General features: G+C 65.6%; 14 protein-coding genes. 10 read left to right on the top strand and 4 right to left on the bottom strand.

The genetic code is table 11. The features are described 5' to 3' along the window. The first annotated feature begins 83 nt into the window (after positions 1–83). The 5 genes from infB to pnp all read left to right on the top strand — a co-directional run bounded on the left by infB (position 84) and on the right by pnp (position 7,039). On the top strand, positions 84–2,795 hold the full coding sequence (gene infB / locus FHY18_RS03220) for a translation initiation factor IF-2 (protein WP_259151024.1): 2,712 nt from the start codon (positions 84–86) through the stop codon (positions 2,793–2,795). A gap of 144 nt (positions 2,796–2,939) precedes the next feature. After that, a complete protein-coding gene (gene rbfA, locus FHY18_RS03215; protein WP_005991395.1) occupies positions 2,940–3,332 on the top strand; it encodes a 30S ribosome-binding factor RbfA in 393 nt (130 codons plus the stop codon). An 80-nt stretch (positions 3,333–3,412) separates the two neighbouring features. After that, positions 3,413–4,339 (top strand): tRNA pseudouridine(55) synthase TruB, encoded by a 927-nt coding sequence (truB, locus tag FHY18_RS03210; RefSeq protein WP_259152481.1) that lies wholly within the window; start codon positions 3,413–3,415, stop codon positions 4,337–4,339. 156 nt (positions 4,340–4,495) lie between these two features. Then, entirely contained in the window at positions 4,496–4,756 is a 261-nt protein-coding gene (gene rpsO / locus FHY18_RS03205) for a 30S ribosomal protein S15 (RefSeq protein ID WP_005991399.1), read from the top strand. A gap of 168 nt (positions 4,757–4,924) precedes the next feature. Beyond that, positions 4,925–7,039, top strand: coding sequence for a polyribonucleotide nucleotidyltransferase (pnp, locus tag FHY18_RS03200; RefSeq protein WP_046963953.1), 2,115 nt, complete (start codon positions 4,925–4,927; stop codon positions 7,037–7,039). Positions 7,040–7,590: 551 nt separating this feature from the next. Here the strand turns inward: pnp and FHY18_RS03195 are convergent. The 3 genes from FHY18_RS03195 to FHY18_RS03185 all read right to left on the bottom strand — a co-directional run bounded on the left by FHY18_RS03195 (position 7,591) and on the right by FHY18_RS03185 (position 9,854). Next, positions 7,591–8,643, bottom strand: a complete 1,053-nt coding sequence (locus FHY18_RS03195; RefSeq protein ID WP_259151011.1) for a DUF2272 domain-containing protein — start codon at positions 8,641–8,643, stop codon at positions 7,591–7,593. Between the two features lie 63 nt (positions 8,644–8,706). Next, on the bottom strand, positions 8,707–9,588 hold the full coding sequence (nadC, locus tag FHY18_RS03190; protein WP_259151009.1) for a carboxylating nicotinate-nucleotide diphosphorylase: 882 nt from the start codon (positions 9,586–9,588) through the stop codon (positions 8,707–8,709). After that, positions 9,585–9,854 carry a Trm112 family protein gene (locus FHY18_RS03185; RefSeq protein ID WP_259151008.1) on the bottom strand — a complete coding sequence of 90 codons (270 nt, stop codon included), beginning with the start codon at positions 9,852–9,854 and terminating at the stop codon, positions 9,585–9,587. The genes nadC and FHY18_RS03185 overlap by 4 nt, the downstream gene beginning before the upstream one ends. 58 nt (positions 9,855–9,912) lie before the next feature. Between FHY18_RS03185 and purE the strand changes: the two genes are divergently transcribed. Continuing rightward, on the top strand, positions 9,913–10,416 hold the full coding sequence (purE, locus tag FHY18_RS03180; protein ID WP_259151007.1) for a 5-(carboxyamino)imidazole ribonucleotide mutase: 504 nt from the start codon (positions 9,913–9,915) through the stop codon (positions 10,414–10,416). Further along, positions 10,413–11,558 carry a 5-(carboxyamino)imidazole ribonucleotide synthase gene (locus FHY18_RS03175; protein ID WP_259151005.1) on the top strand — a complete coding sequence of 382 codons (1,146 nt, stop codon included), beginning with the start codon at positions 10,413–10,415 and terminating at the stop codon, positions 11,556–11,558. The genes purE and FHY18_RS03175 overlap by 4 nt, the downstream gene beginning before the upstream one ends. A gap of 124 nt (positions 11,559–11,682) precedes the next feature. Here the strand turns inward: FHY18_RS03175 and FHY18_RS03170 are convergent, their stop codons facing one another. Beyond that, positions 11,683–12,261 carry a Fe-Mn family superoxide dismutase gene (locus FHY18_RS03170; RefSeq protein ID WP_259151004.1) on the bottom strand — a complete coding sequence of 193 codons (579 nt, stop codon included), beginning with the start codon at positions 12,259–12,261 and terminating at the stop codon, positions 11,683–11,685. Positions 12,262–12,381: 120 nt separating this feature from the next. On the opposite strand from FHY18_RS03170, the gene grxD reads away from it, so the two are divergent. Genes grxD through FHY18_RS03155 form a run of 3 tightly spaced genes read left to right on the top strand, consistent with a single transcriptional unit; the run spans position 12,382 to position 14,038 of the window. After that, on the top strand, positions 12,382–12,702 hold the full coding sequence (gene grxD, locus FHY18_RS03165) for a Grx4 family monothiol glutaredoxin (protein WP_259151003.1): 321 nt from the start codon (positions 12,382–12,384) through the stop codon (positions 12,700–12,702). Next, positions 12,699–13,442: an SDR family NAD(P)-dependent oxidoreductase gene (locus FHY18_RS03160; protein ID WP_259151002.1), complete on the top strand. Its 744-nt coding sequence runs from the start codon at positions 12,699–12,701 to the stop codon at positions 13,440–13,442. Before grxD ends, FHY18_RS03160 begins: the two co-directional genes overlap by 4 nt. Further along, positions 13,439–14,038 (top strand): YhgN family NAAT transporter, encoded by a 600-nt coding sequence (locus FHY18_RS03155; protein ID WP_046963961.1) that lies wholly within the window; start codon positions 13,439–13,441, stop codon positions 14,036–14,038. Before FHY18_RS03160 ends, FHY18_RS03155 begins: the two co-directional genes overlap by 4 nt. Positions 14,039–14,160: the final 122 nt, after the last annotated feature.

The following is a 14,160-nucleotide window of genomic DNA, read 5'->3' as shown; positions in this document are numbered from 1 at the left end:
CCGCGCCCTGACCCCATCAGGGCTTAGAATCAGCGTTTCCCTTGCTCTGGGCGAGGGGGCGCCAACCAGATCATAGGATCCGAATGTCGCAGCAAACCACCATCCGCAAGCTTGCCGAACTGGTCAATACGCCGGTCGATAAACTGCTGGTTCAACTGGCCGAGGCCGGAATGAAGTTCAGCGGTCCCGACCAGGTCGTGACCAGCACCGAGAAGATGAAACTGCTTGGCTTCCTGCGTCGCACGCATGGCAAGGCCGACACGCCCGCCGAAGCGGCGAGCGAGGCAGCCAAGAAGATCACGCTCAATCGGCGCAAGCTGCAGGAAGTCACGGTCAACGCCGGCCGCACCAAGACCACGGTCAACGTGGAAGTGCGGCAGAAGCGTACTTACGTGAAGTCCGAGAACGAAGGCGGCGGCCGCGCCGCGCCGATGACGCCGGACGAAGAGCGCGCCGACATCCTGCGCAAGCTCGAGGAGTCGCGTAAGCGCAACCTCGACGAGCAGCAGCGCCTGGCCGAAAGCGATCGTGTGCGCGATGAAGCAATCCAGCGCAAGCGCGACGAGGAGCAGGCCGCAAAAGACCGCGCAGAAGCTGAGCGCAAGGCTGCCGAGGAAGCCGCTGCGGCTGCCAGTGCGCCGGCCCCGGTTGCTGCTGCGCCGACGCCGTCGTCTGCGCCTGCCGCGCGTGCTCCGTCCTCGCCGTCTTCGGCACCGCGTCCGGCCCGCCCGGCTGGCGCGTCGCCCGCCTCGCGTCCGGCGACGCCGGCCCGCCCGGACGACCGCAACAACGCCGCCAAGCACAAGACGCGCGGTTCGCACGTCATGGTGGCTGGCGTCGAAGACGACGATGCGACTAAGCGCTTTGCCGGTCAGCTGCATCTGTCTGCGGCCGATCGTGCGCGTCGTTCCAACGTGCGTGGCAAGCCGACCGGCCGTCCGGGTTCGTCGTCGTCGCGCCGTGGCAACGATGGCGGTCGCGGCAGCAACCAGAGCAATAGCGGCCCGCACGGGTTCGAGCGTCCGACCGCACCGGTGGTGCGTGAAGTGGCGATCGGCGAGACCATCACCGTGGCCGACCTGGCGCAGAAGCTCGCGCTCAAGGGCGGCGACGTGGTCAAGGCGCTGTTCAAGATGGGCGTCATGGCGACCATCACCCAGAGCATCGACCATGACACTGCTGCGCTGGTGACCGAAGAGCTCGGCCACAAGGCTGTGCGTGCCGACAATGCCGACTTCGAGGATGCGCTGCTGGCGCATGCCGAGGATGCGCAGGGCGAAACCACCTCGCGTCCGCCGGTGGTCACCATCATGGGTCACGTCGACCATGGCAAGACCTCGCTGCTGGATTACATCCGTCGGACCAAGATCGCCTCTGGCGAGGCCGGCGGCATCACCCAGCACATCGGTGCGTACCACGTCGAAACCGGCCGTGGCGTCATCAGCTTCCTGGATACGCCCGGCCATGCCGCGTTTACCTCGATGCGTGCGCGCGGCGCCAAGATCACCGACATCGTGGTGCTGGTGGTTGCAGCCGATGATGGCGTGATGCCGCAGACCAAGGAAGCGGTGGCGCATGCCAAGGCGGCGGGCGTTCCGCTGATCGTGGCGGTCAACAAGATCGACAAGGCCGGCGCGGATCCGCTGCGGGTCAAGAACGAGTTGCTGGCCGAAAACGTGGTGGCCGAAGAGTTCGGTGGCGATACCCAGTTCATCGAAGTGTCGGCCAAGGTCGGTACCGGTGTGGACACGCTGCTGGACGCGATTTCGCTACAGGCCGAAGTGCTGGAACTCAAGGCCGTGGCCGATGGCCGCGCCAGCGGTACCGTGATCGAATCGTCGCTGGACAAGGGCCGCGGCCCGGTCGCGACGGTGCTGGTGCAGCAGGGCGCGCTGAAGCGTGGCGACTACCTGGTGTGCGGCATTCAGTACGGCCGCGTGCGTGCGCTGTTCGACGAAACCGGCCATCAGCCGGCCTCGGCGGGCCCGTCGATCCCGGTGCAGGTGCTCGGCTTGTCCGGCGTGCCGGAAGCCGGCGACGACTTCGTGGTCGTCGACGACGAGCGTCTGGCCAAGGACGTGGCGCAGCAGCGCGAAACCAAGCGTCGCGAGTCGCGTCTGGTCGCCTCGGCCACCAACCGCATGGAAGACATCCTGGCCCAGATGGGCAAGGGCGAAGGCCAGCAGGTGTTGAACCTGGTGATCAAGGCCGACGTGCAGGGTTCGGTGGAAGCGCTCAAGCAGTCGCTGGTGGCCTTGTCCAACGACGACATCCGCATCAACGTGATCCACTCCGGCGTGGGCGGCATCACCGAGTCCGATGCCAATTCGGCAGCGGCCTCCAAGGCCACGGTGATCGGCTTCAACGTGCGTGCGGATGCCTCGGCGCGCAAGATCGTCGAGTCCAACGGCATCGATCTGCGTTACTTCTCGATCATCTATGACGTGATCGACCAGGTGAAGCAGGTGGCCTCCGGTCTGCTCGGCGTGGAAATCCGCGAAGAGATCATCGGTATCGCGCAGGTGCGCGATGTGTTCCGCAGCTCCAAGTTCGGCGCGGTCGCAGGCTGCATGATCATCGAAGGCGTGGTCAAGCGCAGCAAGCCGATCCGCGTGCTCCGCGACAGCGTCGTGGTGTTCGAGGGCGAGCTGGAATCGCTGCGTCGCTTCAAGGAAAACGTCGACGAAGTGCGCAACGGTACCGAGTGCGGTATCGGCGTGAAGGCCTACAACGACGTCAAGGCCGGCGATCAGATCGAGTGCTTCGAGCGTATCGAGGTTGCCCGCACGCTGTAATGGAAATCGGGGCCTGCGGGCCCCGATTTACCGCGCTGGCGCATGGCGTCACGCAAGTTCTGCAAGGCGAGGGCGGCATGGCCGCCCGCGTTCGTTTTTGGCTTCGGTGCCATCTGGCCCTCCGAATCAACCAGGTCCACGACCATGCCAACCAAATCATTCCATCGCACCGACCGCGTCTCTGCGCAGGTGCGTCGCGACCTCGGCACCATCGTGCACGCGGCCGTGCGCGACCACGGCCTGCCGTCGGTCAGCGTGTCCGATGTCGAAATCAGCCGCGATCTGGCGCACGCCAAGGTGTTCGTCACCGCGCTGCAGCAGGAGCGCTCGGCCGAAGCGGTCAAGGGGCTCAAGGAAATCGCCGGTCAGCTGCGCACGCAACTGGCGCGCGCGATGAAGCTGCGTCATGTGCCCGAGCTGCACTTTCACTACGACGACTCGGTCGACCGCGGCGAGCGTATCGACAACCTGCTGCGTGACCTGGACGATGTCGGTCCGCAGGCCACGTCCAGCGATGAGGACGCCGAGCAGCGCTGAGCGCTGTGTCGGCTGGGCGAGATGGCCGCGCCCCTGGATTCCCGCGGATGCGCACAGCGCCCGATTCGAGCACCGATCTTTTGAAACCCCGCATCGTCTATCGCCCGCTGCACGGCATCCTGTTGCTGGACAAACCGGCCGGGCTCAGTTCCAACGCTGCATTGCAGGCCGCACGCCGCTTGTTGCGTGCCGAAAAGGGCGGCCACACCGGCAGCCTGGACCCGCTGGCCACCGGCTTGCTGCCGTTATGCCTGGGCGAGGCGACCAAGATCGCCGGCTTGCTGCTGGGTTCGGCCAAGGCGTACGACGCCGAGGTGGTACTGGGCGTCACCACCGATACCGACGATGCCGACGGCGAGCCGCTGCGCGAGCGTGCGGTGCCTGCGCTGAGCGAAGAGGCAGTGCGCGCGGCCTTGGCCCCGTTTATCGGGCGCATCCAGCAGCAGGCCCCGATCTATTCCGCGCTCAAGCAGGGTGGCGAGCCGCTGTATGCCAAGGCGCGCAGGGGCGAAGCTATCGAGGCGCCGGTACGTGAGGTCGACGTGCATGCGATCGAGTTGATCGGCTACCACGCGCCGCGCCTGCAGTTGCGCGTGACCTGCGGCTCCGGCACCTACATCCGCAGCCTGGCCCGCGATCTGGGCGAAAGTCTCGGCTGCGGTGCGCATATCGCCGCGCTGCGCCGGCTCTGGGTAGAGCCGTTCCGCTCGCCCCAGATGATGACCCTGGAAGCGTTGAGCGCAGCAGTGGAATCGGGCGCGCGGGCGGAGGATCTGCTGCTGCCGATCCAGGCAGGGCTGGCCGATTTTGCGCAGATCACCCTCGATCACGCCCATGCGATCCGCTTCCGGATGGGACAAAGGCTGCGCGATCCGGCGTTTCCGGCCGGCCAGGTCGCCGTTTTCGGCCCGGATGGAAGCCCGTCAGGCCTTGGCCTTGTTGACGCTGACGGCCGGCTGTCGCCGCAGCGCTTGTTCAATGGACTGAACGAAACTCCAGGTTGTTAAGGTTTAGTCAACTTGTTCCCGGCGTCGTGCGACGGTACAATTTCGCGGCCCCGATCGGGGCACCTCAGCGCCAAGCGCGCTCATCCCTAGCAAACGGCGAGTCCGACGGTGCGTCATGCACGTTCCTGTCGACCACGCATCTATCGAGTAAACATCATGTCCGTCGACACCCAGAAAGTTATTGAAGACAACAAGCGCAGCGCCCAGGACACCGGTTCGCCGGAAGTGCAGGTCGCTCTGCTGACCGCACGCATCGAGCTGCTGACCGGCCACTTCAAGACCCACAAGAAGGATCACCACAGCCGTCGCGGTCTGCTGCAGATGGTCAACCGTCGCCGCAGCCTGCTCGACTACCTGAAGAAGAAGGACAACGATCGTTACAAGTCGTTGATCGAGAAGCTCGGCCTGCGCCGCTAATCGAGTCCTACCGCCGCGGCGCAGCGATGCGCCGCGGCTTTGTTTTGGTCGTTCGCAAACGCGTCATCGCATTATCAAGTTCATGGGCCGGAGCCTCCCGGCCGCCCGTTCTCGGCATGGGTCGACGACGGTCCAACGAAGACAGTTACACCTAAGGAAAAAACCTCCGTGGCAAAAATCACCAAAACCTTCCAGTACGGCAAGCACACCGTCACCCTGGAGACGGGCGAAGTCGCTCGCCAGGCGAGCGGTGCCGTCATCGTCAAGATGGACGACACCGTACTGCTGGTCACCGCCGTCGCCGCAAAAACCGCGCGCGAAGGGCAGGACTTCTTCCCCCTGACGGTCGATTATCAGGAGAAGTTCTACGCCGGCGGCCGCATCCCGGGCGGCTTCTTCAAGCGCGAAGGACGTGCGACCGAGAAGGAAACGTTGATCTCGCGCCTGATCGACCGTCCGATCCGTCCGCTGTTCCCGGAGGACTACAAGAACGAAGTACAGATCATCGCGACCGTGATGTCGATGAACCCGGACATCGACGGCGACATCGCCGCGTTGATCGGTGCGTCGGCTGCACTGTCGCTGGCCGGCACCCCCTTCAATGGCCCGATCGGCGCCGCCAAGGTGGGCTACAAGAACGGTGAGTACATCCTCAACCCGACCATCGCCGAGCTGAAGGATTCGCAGCTGGAGCTGGTGGTCGCCGGTACCGCCAATGCGGTGCTGATGGTGGAGTCGGAAGCGGCGCTGCTGTCCGAAGAAGTGATGCTGGGCGCAGTGACCTTCGGTCATCGCGAACTGCAGAAGGTCATCAATGCGATCAACGAGCTGACCGTCGAAGCCGGCACCAAGCCCAGCACCTGGGTTGCGCCTGCCAAGAACACCGCGCTGATCAACGCGCTGAAGGAAGCCGTCGGCACGCAGCTGGCGAGCGCCTTCCAGGTGCGCGACAAGCTGCAGCGTCGCGATGCCATCTCGGCGATCAAGAAGGACGTGATGGAGTCGCTGGCCGGCCGCGTCGCCTCCGAGGGCTGGAGCAGCGCCGAGCTGTCGAAGGAATTCGGCGAGCTGGAATACCACACCATGCGCGACTCGGTGCTCGACACCAAGGTGCGTATCGATGGTCGTGCGCTGGATACCGTGCGTCCGATCGCGGTGCAGGCCGGCGTGCTGCCGCGTACCCACGGCTCGGCGCTGTTCACCCGCGGCGAGACGCAGGCGATCGTGGTCACCACGCTGGGCACTGCCCGCGATGGCCAGGTGATCGATGCGGTCAGCGGCGAGTACAAGGAAAACTTCCTGTTCCATTACAACTTCCCTCCGTATTCGGTGGGCGAGTGCGGTCGTTTCGGTGCGCCGAAGCGTCGCGAAATCGGTCATGGCCGTCTGGCCAAGCGCGGCGTGCTCGCCGTGATGCCGAGCCTGGAAGAATTCCCGTACACGATCCGCGTGGTCTCGGAAATCACCGAGTCCAACGGTTCCTCCTCGATGGCATCGGTCTGCGGCAGCTCGCTGGCGCTGATGGATGCCGGCGTGCCGATCAAGGCCCCGGTCGCAGGTATCGCGATGGGCCTGGTCAAGGAAAACGACCGCTTCGTGGTGCTGTCGGACATCCTGGGTGACGAAGATCACCTCGGCGACATGGACTTCAAGGTGGCCGGTACTGCCGAAGGCGTGTCCGCGCTGCAGATGGACATCAAGATCGAAGGCATCACCGAAGAGATCATGAAGCAGGCATTGCAGCAGGCCAAGGCCGGCCGTCTGCACATCCTCGGCGAGATGGCGCATGCACTGACCGCCCCGCGTCAGGAGCTGAGCGACTACGCGCCGCGCTTGCTGACCATCAAGATCCACCCGGACAAGATCCGCGAAGTGATCGGCAAGGGCGGCTCGACCATCCAGGCGATCACCAAGGAAACCGGTACGCAGATCGACATCCAGGACGACGGCACGATCATCATCGCCTCGGTCAACGCGATCGCCGCGCAAGCTGCCAAGTCGCGTATCGAGCAGATCACCTCGGACGTGGAGCCGGGCCGCATCTACGAAGGCAAGGTCGCCAAGATCATGGACTTCGGCGCGTTCGTCACCATCCTGCCGGGCAAGGACGGCCTGGTGCACGTTTCGCAGATTTCCAGCGAGCGCGTGGAGAAGGTCGGCGACAAGCTGAAGGAAGGCGATCTGGTCCGCGTCAAGGTGCTGGAAGTGGACAAGCAGGGCCGTATCCGTCTGTCGATCAAGGCAGTGGAAGAAGGCGAGGGCGTTCCGCCGTCGGCCGAGTAATCGCCGCTGGTTGATACGTCACGAAAAAGCGGGCTTCGGCCCGCTTTTTTGTTGTCGGTTCGCAATAGCCCATGCCTTGTTCCTTTTCCCACCGGGAGAAGGTGCCCCAAGGGGGGCAGATGAGGGTTCGGGCCCAGCCTCACGCAGGTGAAACGGCGCCAGGGCTACGCCTCCGTACCCTCACCCCAATCCCTTTCCCGCAGGGAGAGGGGCTAGAGCGTGACGCCCCGCATCTGTCTGTCCTTCTCCCACCGGGAGAAGGTGCCCCGAAGGGGCGGATGAGGGTGCGGTCGCAGTCTCATGCAGATGAAACGGCGCCGGGGCTACGCCTCCGTACCCTCACCCCAACCCCTTTCCCGCAGGGAGAGGGGCTAGAGCGTGACGCCACGCATCTGTTTTTCCTTCTCCCACCGGGAGAAGGTGCCCCGAAGGGGCGGATGAGGGTGCGGTCGCAGTCTCATGCAGGTAAAACGGCGCCAGGGCTACGCGTCCGTACCCTCACCCCAACCCCAACCCCTCTTCCGCAGGGAGAGGGGCTTTTGATTCGTGCCTCACCCAGGCTGCTGCTGCGTCGCAGGCTGCGTTTCCGGGCGCGGCGGCACCACGCGTGGAAAACCTGGTGGCATCGTCTGCTCGGCAGGCGGTGCGGTGGGCGCAGGCAGTGGTTCGGTCGGCGGTGGCGCCAGCATCGCCGCATCAGGACGCAGCTTCAGCAACGCAGCCCAGTCGCGACGATTGAAGTCGCATAGTTCTTCGTGTGCCGGCGTGCATTCGCTGGCGGCGCCAAGGCTGTCTTCGTTCTGGTCCTGCGCGTTGTCGGACTGCGGCGTCGGCAATACCACCCGACCGGCGCGGTCCAGCGGCATCTTGCGCATCATCACGGTGTTGAACACATTGCCGCCGATCAGATACAGCGTGCGATCGCCGCCGACATTGGCAGCCACCACCACATCGCAATGCGATTGCCATGGCATCGATGCGCTACCGCCCAACGCGGCCTTCAATCCTGCGTAGCCAAGCGCCACGCTGCGCCCGCGGAGCAGGCAGAGCAGATCGCCGGGTGCAGGCTTTTCGACGGCAGGGTCGGCGAACTGGTACGGGCCGGTGGCACCGTCGTTGTACGCGCTGCGAATGTAGTCCAGATGGCGCGCTGAACGGTGGAATCCGCTCAGTCTGGCTTGCGTCATCACCCATGAAATGAAAGCGGCCGACCACGGGTTGTCGATCAGAAACGCGCGACAATCGCTGGCGGTGTAGCGGGTGCCATCCAATGCAGCGCAACTTGACGCGCCGGGACGGCCGCCCATCGAAGCAAGCGTGCCGCTGTCGCGCCAATAGCCTGCCACGCGCTGCCAGGCGACGACACCATGGTCGGCGAGATAGCCCGATTCGGCTTCGGTCACGCCCAGGCTGGCAAGGCGCCCTTTGGCATCGATGAACGGGTGTTGCCACAGACGATGCTCATTGCAGGCCGAGCGCACGATGGCGATAGCGGCGGGGCTGGTGCCGAACCGCGGCGGCACATCGCACACTTCCGCAGCCGCAGCGCCGCCTCCCAATCCTGCAAGCAACAGGCACATCCACGGCCAGGGTCTTACGGTCATCGAACATCCTGCACGAAAGCAATCGCAGCAGGCTGCCAGAGCGGCCTGCGCGCAGACGTGAAATCAGTGCGGCGGCGGGCCGAGTTTGAGCGACAGATCCACCGCCTGCACATGCTTGGTCAACCCGCCGATGGAAATGCAGTCCACGCCGTCCTGTGCAATTGCGCGGATGCCGGCCAGGTCGACGCTGCCGGAGACTTCCAGCGGGATGCGCTGATCCACCGGCAGTGCGGCAACGATGCGCACCGCCTCGCGACGCATCGCCGGGTCGAAGTCGTCGATCAGGATGCGCGTGCAGCCCACCTGCAAGGCCTCGCGCAGCTGCGCCAGCGTTTCCACCTCCACCACCAGCGGCAACTGCGGTTGCTGCGCACGTGCCGCATGCACGGCTGCGCCGAGCGAGCCGGCGGCGCGGATATGGTTTTCCTTGAGCATCACCGTATCGAACAGGCCGATGCGGTGATTGTCGCCGCCACCGCAGCGTACCGCGTATTTCTGCGCCATGCGCAGGCCCGGCAGCGTCTTGCGCGTGTCCAGGATGTGGGCGCCGGTGCCTGCCACTTCCGCCACATAGGCCGCGGTGGCGGTGGCGGTGGCGGAGAGCGTCTGCAGAAAGTTCAGCGATGTGCGTTCGGCACTGACCAGGCTGCGGCTACGGCCTTGCAGGATGGCCAGCACCGTGCCGGCGCTGACGTGCTGACCTTCGTGTACGTGCCAGTCGATGCGTACCTGTGGGTCGAGCGCACGATGGGTGGCATCGAACCAGGGTCGGCCGGCGATCACCGCGTCCTGCTTGCACAACAGATAGGCGCTGTCGGCTTGATCGGGCAGCAGCGCGGCAGTCACATCGCCAGAGCCGATGTCTTCGGCCAGCGCGCGCGCCACATCGGCATCGACCAACGCCGCTGGCGGAGCCGCAGGCACGGTACGCACGGACGAACTCACTTTTCGGGGAAGTCGGTGATCTGCGCGGTGGCGATGGCTTCTTCGGCCAGCAGCACCGGAATACCGTCGTCGACGCGGAAGACCTGCTTGCGGTCCCGGGTGATCAAGGCCTCGCGCAGCGGCTGGCTTTGCGCGGTGCCGTCGGCGCGCTGCAGGGCTCCGGCGGCGATGGCGGTGTTGAGCGCTTCCAGGCCCTTGCCGTCCAGCAGCGAAAGCGGCTGACGGGTGTCGGGCGAGCACAGCAGGTCGAGCAGTTTGCGATCCATCGAAGTCTTGTCTTGCGTGGAGATTGGCTAGAATACGTCTTTACCGCAGGGCAGGGCCATGACCTCCAACCACTCCGCGCCGCTGGTCGGCATCGTGATGGGCTCCCGTTCGGATTGGGAGACCATGCAACACGCAGCTCAGAAGCTCGATGCGCTGGGCGTGCCGTACGAAGTCAAGGTGGTCTCGGCGCACCGTACCCCGGATGTGTTGTTCACCTACGCAGAACAAGCTGGCGAGCGCGGCTTGCGCGCCATCATTGCCGGTGCCGGCGGTGCAGCGCACCTGCCAGGCATGCTGGCGGCCAAGACGGCGGTGCCGGTGCTGGGTGTGCCGGTGCAGTCCAAGGCGCTCAACGGCATGGATTCATTGCTGTCGATCGTGCAGATGCCGGCCGGCATCCCGGTGGCCACATTTGCGATCGGCAACGCCGGTGCCGCCAACGCGGCGTTGTTTGCGGCCGCGATGCTGGCGCCGGAGCAGGTACAGATCGGTCAGGCGCTGGCGCAGTTCCGTGCCAAGCAGACCGACGATGTGATGGCCAGCGACGACCCGCGCCAATGACCACGGTCGGTATTCTGGGAGGCGGCCAGTTGGCGCGCATGCTGGTGCTGGCCGGCGTTCCGCTTGGGCTGCGGTTTGCGGTATTCGACCCGGCGGCCGATGCCTGCGCAGGGCAGGTGGCACCGCTGCAGGTGGGCGCGTTCGACGATGTTGCCGCGCTCGCGGCATTCGCCGCGCAGGTGGATGCAATTACCTTCGATTTCGAGAACGTGCCTGCTGCCAGCGCGCAGCAACTTGCCGCGCAGCTGCCGGTGTTGCCGCGCCCGGATGCCCTGGCGGTAGCGCAGGATCGGCTGAGCGAGAAAACCTTGTTCCGCGCGCTCGGCATTCCGGTGCCGGAGTTTGCCGCCATCGACGACCGTGCCGGGCTCGACGCGGCCTTGGCGCGTATCGGTACGCCCTGCGTGCTCAAGACGCGCCGCTTCGGCTACGACGGCAAGGGCCAGTTCCGCATCAAGACGCTGGCCGATGCCGATGCCGCGTGGGACGCGCTTGGCGCGCAGGCGGCGAAGGTCGGGCTGATCGTGGAGGCCTTCGTGCCGTTCGAGCGCGAGGTCAGCGTGGTGGCCGTGCGTGGGCGCGATGGCGAATTTCGCGCGTGGCCGCTGACCGAGAACTGGCATGTGGACGGCGTGCTCTCGGCCAGTCTGGCGCCGGCGCGTGTAGATGCCGGGTTGCAGGCCACCGCACAGGCACATGCGCGTGCGATCGCCGAGCGCGTGGACTACGTGGGCGTGTTCGCGCTGGAACTGTTCGTGCGCGATGGCCAGTTGCTCGCCAACGAGATGGCGCCGCGCGTGCACAACTCCGGGCATTGGACCATTGAAGGCGCCGAGACCTCGCAGTTCGAAAATCATGTGCGCGCCGTGCTCGGCCTGCCACTTGGCAGCACCGCGATGCGTGGCCATGCCTGCATGCTCAACTGGCTGGGCGCGATGCCGGACGCTGCGGCATTTCTGGCAGTGCCCGGTGGGCATTGGCACGACTACGGCAAGCAGTCGCGCGAGGGCCGAAAGGTGGGCCACGCAACGCTGCGTGCCGATACCCCGCAGGCGCTGGACGAAGCGCTCGTCGCAGCCGGGGTGGCACTGCAGCGCACTGCGCACGTTGAACCGGTGATTGCGCGCCTGCGCGAAGGCTGAGTTGTCAGCCGATCCCGAGACATCGCGACGCAGCAGTGAGGCGGCGCGATGGTCGCCTGCACTTGGGCGCAGAGCACTGACGCGGTCCGCCGGTCGGCGGTCCATCGACATCCAGGTGCGCGTGTCAGCTCAGCCGGCTGGCTACGAAATCCCAGTTGATCAGCTTCCAGAACGCCTCCAGGTACTGAGCACGGTCCTGCTGGTAATCCAGGTAGTACGCGTGTTCCCAGAGGTCGCATGCCAGTAGCGGCGTGTCCGGCCCGGTCAGTGGCGTGGACGCATTGGGCGTGGCGACAACGGCCAATGCGCCGTCCGGGCGTTGTACCAGCCAGACCCAGCCCGAGCCGAAGCTGCTCAGGGCGACGCGATTGAACTCCTGCTTGAAGTGCACGAAATCGCCGAACGATCTGCCGATGCCGTCGGCCAGCTTGCCGAGCGGCTCGCCGCCACCGCGTGGCCGCAGGCATTGCCAATAGAAATTGTGGTTCCACACCTGCGCGGCCAGATGGAACAGCGTGCCCTGCGCCTGCGCGATGATCTCTTCCAGCGTCAGCTCGGCAAATTCGCTGCCTTCGATGCGCGTATTGAGCCGTTCGACCTCGCCGCGATGACAGACGCCGTGGTGCGCCTCCAGGGTCGCGGAAGACAGATGCGGCTCCAGAGCGGCGCGGGAGTAGGGCAGTGCAGCGTGTTCGATCGGCATGATGTGCAAGGCAGCGAAGGGAGTCCGGCGGCAGGTCGCGTGAAGGCTTACAATGCGCGCCTTTGCGGAAGTCTATCCGACCCGGCGGTCGGGCCTGCCGCTCCCAGTCAGGAGAGTCCAATGCCGGTGATGGAACGGATCCAGGCCGAAGTCGAACAACACCCGATCGTGCTGTTCATGAAAGGCACCCCGCAGTTTCCGATGTGCGGGTTTTCCAGTCGCGCAGTGCAGGCGTTGATCGCCGCCGGCGCCGATCAGCTGCGCACGGTCAATGTGCTGGAAGACCCCGAAATCCGCGCCAACCTGCCGCGTTATTCCAATTGGCCGACCTTCCCGCAGTTGTTCATCCATGGCGAGCTGATCGGCGGTTGCGACATCACGCTGGAACTGTTCGAAGCCGGCGAACTCAAGCGCATCGTCACCGAAGCGTATCAGCCGTGAGTGCGTTGCAGGACCAGGGTCCGCCGCAGTCGCTGGCCGGGCGGGTGGTGCTGATCACCGGCGCGGCCGGTGGGCTGGGCGCCGCCGCCGCACGGGCATGCGCATCGGCAGGGGCGACCGTGGTACTGCTGGGGCGCAAGCTGCGTCCGTTGGAGCGCGTCTACGATGCGGTGGCAACGCTGGGTCCGGAGCCGTTGCTGTACCCGCTCGATCTGGCTGGCGCAACACCCGATGATTACGCTGGGTTGGCGCAACGGCTGCAGTCCGAATTGGGCGGTGTCCATGGGCTGCTGCATTGCGCCGCCGATTTCGGCGGGCTGACGCCGGCCGAACTTGCGGCACCTGCGGACTTCGCACGCAGCATCCACGTCAATCTCACCGCACGCGCCTGGTTGACCCAGGCCTGCCTTCCACTGATGCGACAGCAGGACGACGCGGCCGTGGTCTTCGTGGTCGACGATGCCGGGCGCGTCGGTCAGGCCTACTGGGGCGCCTACGGCGCCGCCCAGCACGCGCAGCTCGGCGTGATCGCCAGCCTGCATCACGAAACCGCAGCCGGCCCGGTGCGCGTCCATGGCCTGCAACCAGGGCCGATGCGCACCGCATTGCGCGCGCGCGCCTTTACCCATCAGGAAGACGGCGAGGCGGCCGACCCCGTCCGTTACGCGTCTGCCTGTGTCACCTTGTTGTCCATGGCAGGTGCCCCGCACCGCGGTGCGATCTGGAGCCCTTGCGCATGACCATTCTGTCGGCGGCCTTGCTGCTGTTCCTGATCCTGGACCCGCTGGGCAACATCCCGGTCTTTCTCAGCGTGCTCAAACCGTTGCCGCCCAAGCGGCAGCGCTTCGTGCTCGCGCGCGAGCTGCTGATCGCCCTGATCGTGTTGATGGCGTTTTTGTGGGGCGGCAAATATGCGCTGGAACTGATGCATCTGCGGCAGGAATCGGTGGCGATCGCCGGCGGCATCGTGCTGTTTCTGATCGGCATCCGCATGATCTTCCCGCGCCCGGAAGGCCTGATGGGCGAGATCCCGGACGGCGAGCCCTTCATCGTGCCGCTGGCCATTCCGCTGGTGGCCGGACCGTCCGGCATGGCCGCGGTCATGCTCATGGGCAGTAACGAACCCACGCGTCTGTGGGACTGGAGCCTGGCGCTGATGATCGCCTGGATCGGCGCCTCCACGATCCTGGCCTCGGCCCCGTTGCTGTACAAACTGCTCGGCCACCGTGCACTGACCGCGATCGAGCGGCTGATGGGCATGCTGCTGGTCGCGATTTCCGTGCAGATGTTCCTGGATGGGTTGGGGACGTACTTCAAGCTGCCGGTGTCGATTTAAGGGCGCTGTCATATCAGGGGCTGGCACTGGCCTTGGCGCGACGCGCGCTCCTTTGCGCAAACCGGGTCCAGCCGCAGTCCGGCCCGCTTTTGACGACCGAATTTGGCTCAGTCGAGACGCAG

Source organism: Xanthomonas sp. 3793, from assembly GCF_024806835.1.
Taxonomy (GTDB): Bacteria; Pseudomonadota; Gammaproteobacteria; order Xanthomonadales; family Xanthomonadaceae; genus Xanthomonas; species Xanthomonas arboricola_F.
This window is presented reverse-complemented; position numbering and strand designations above follow the sequence as displayed.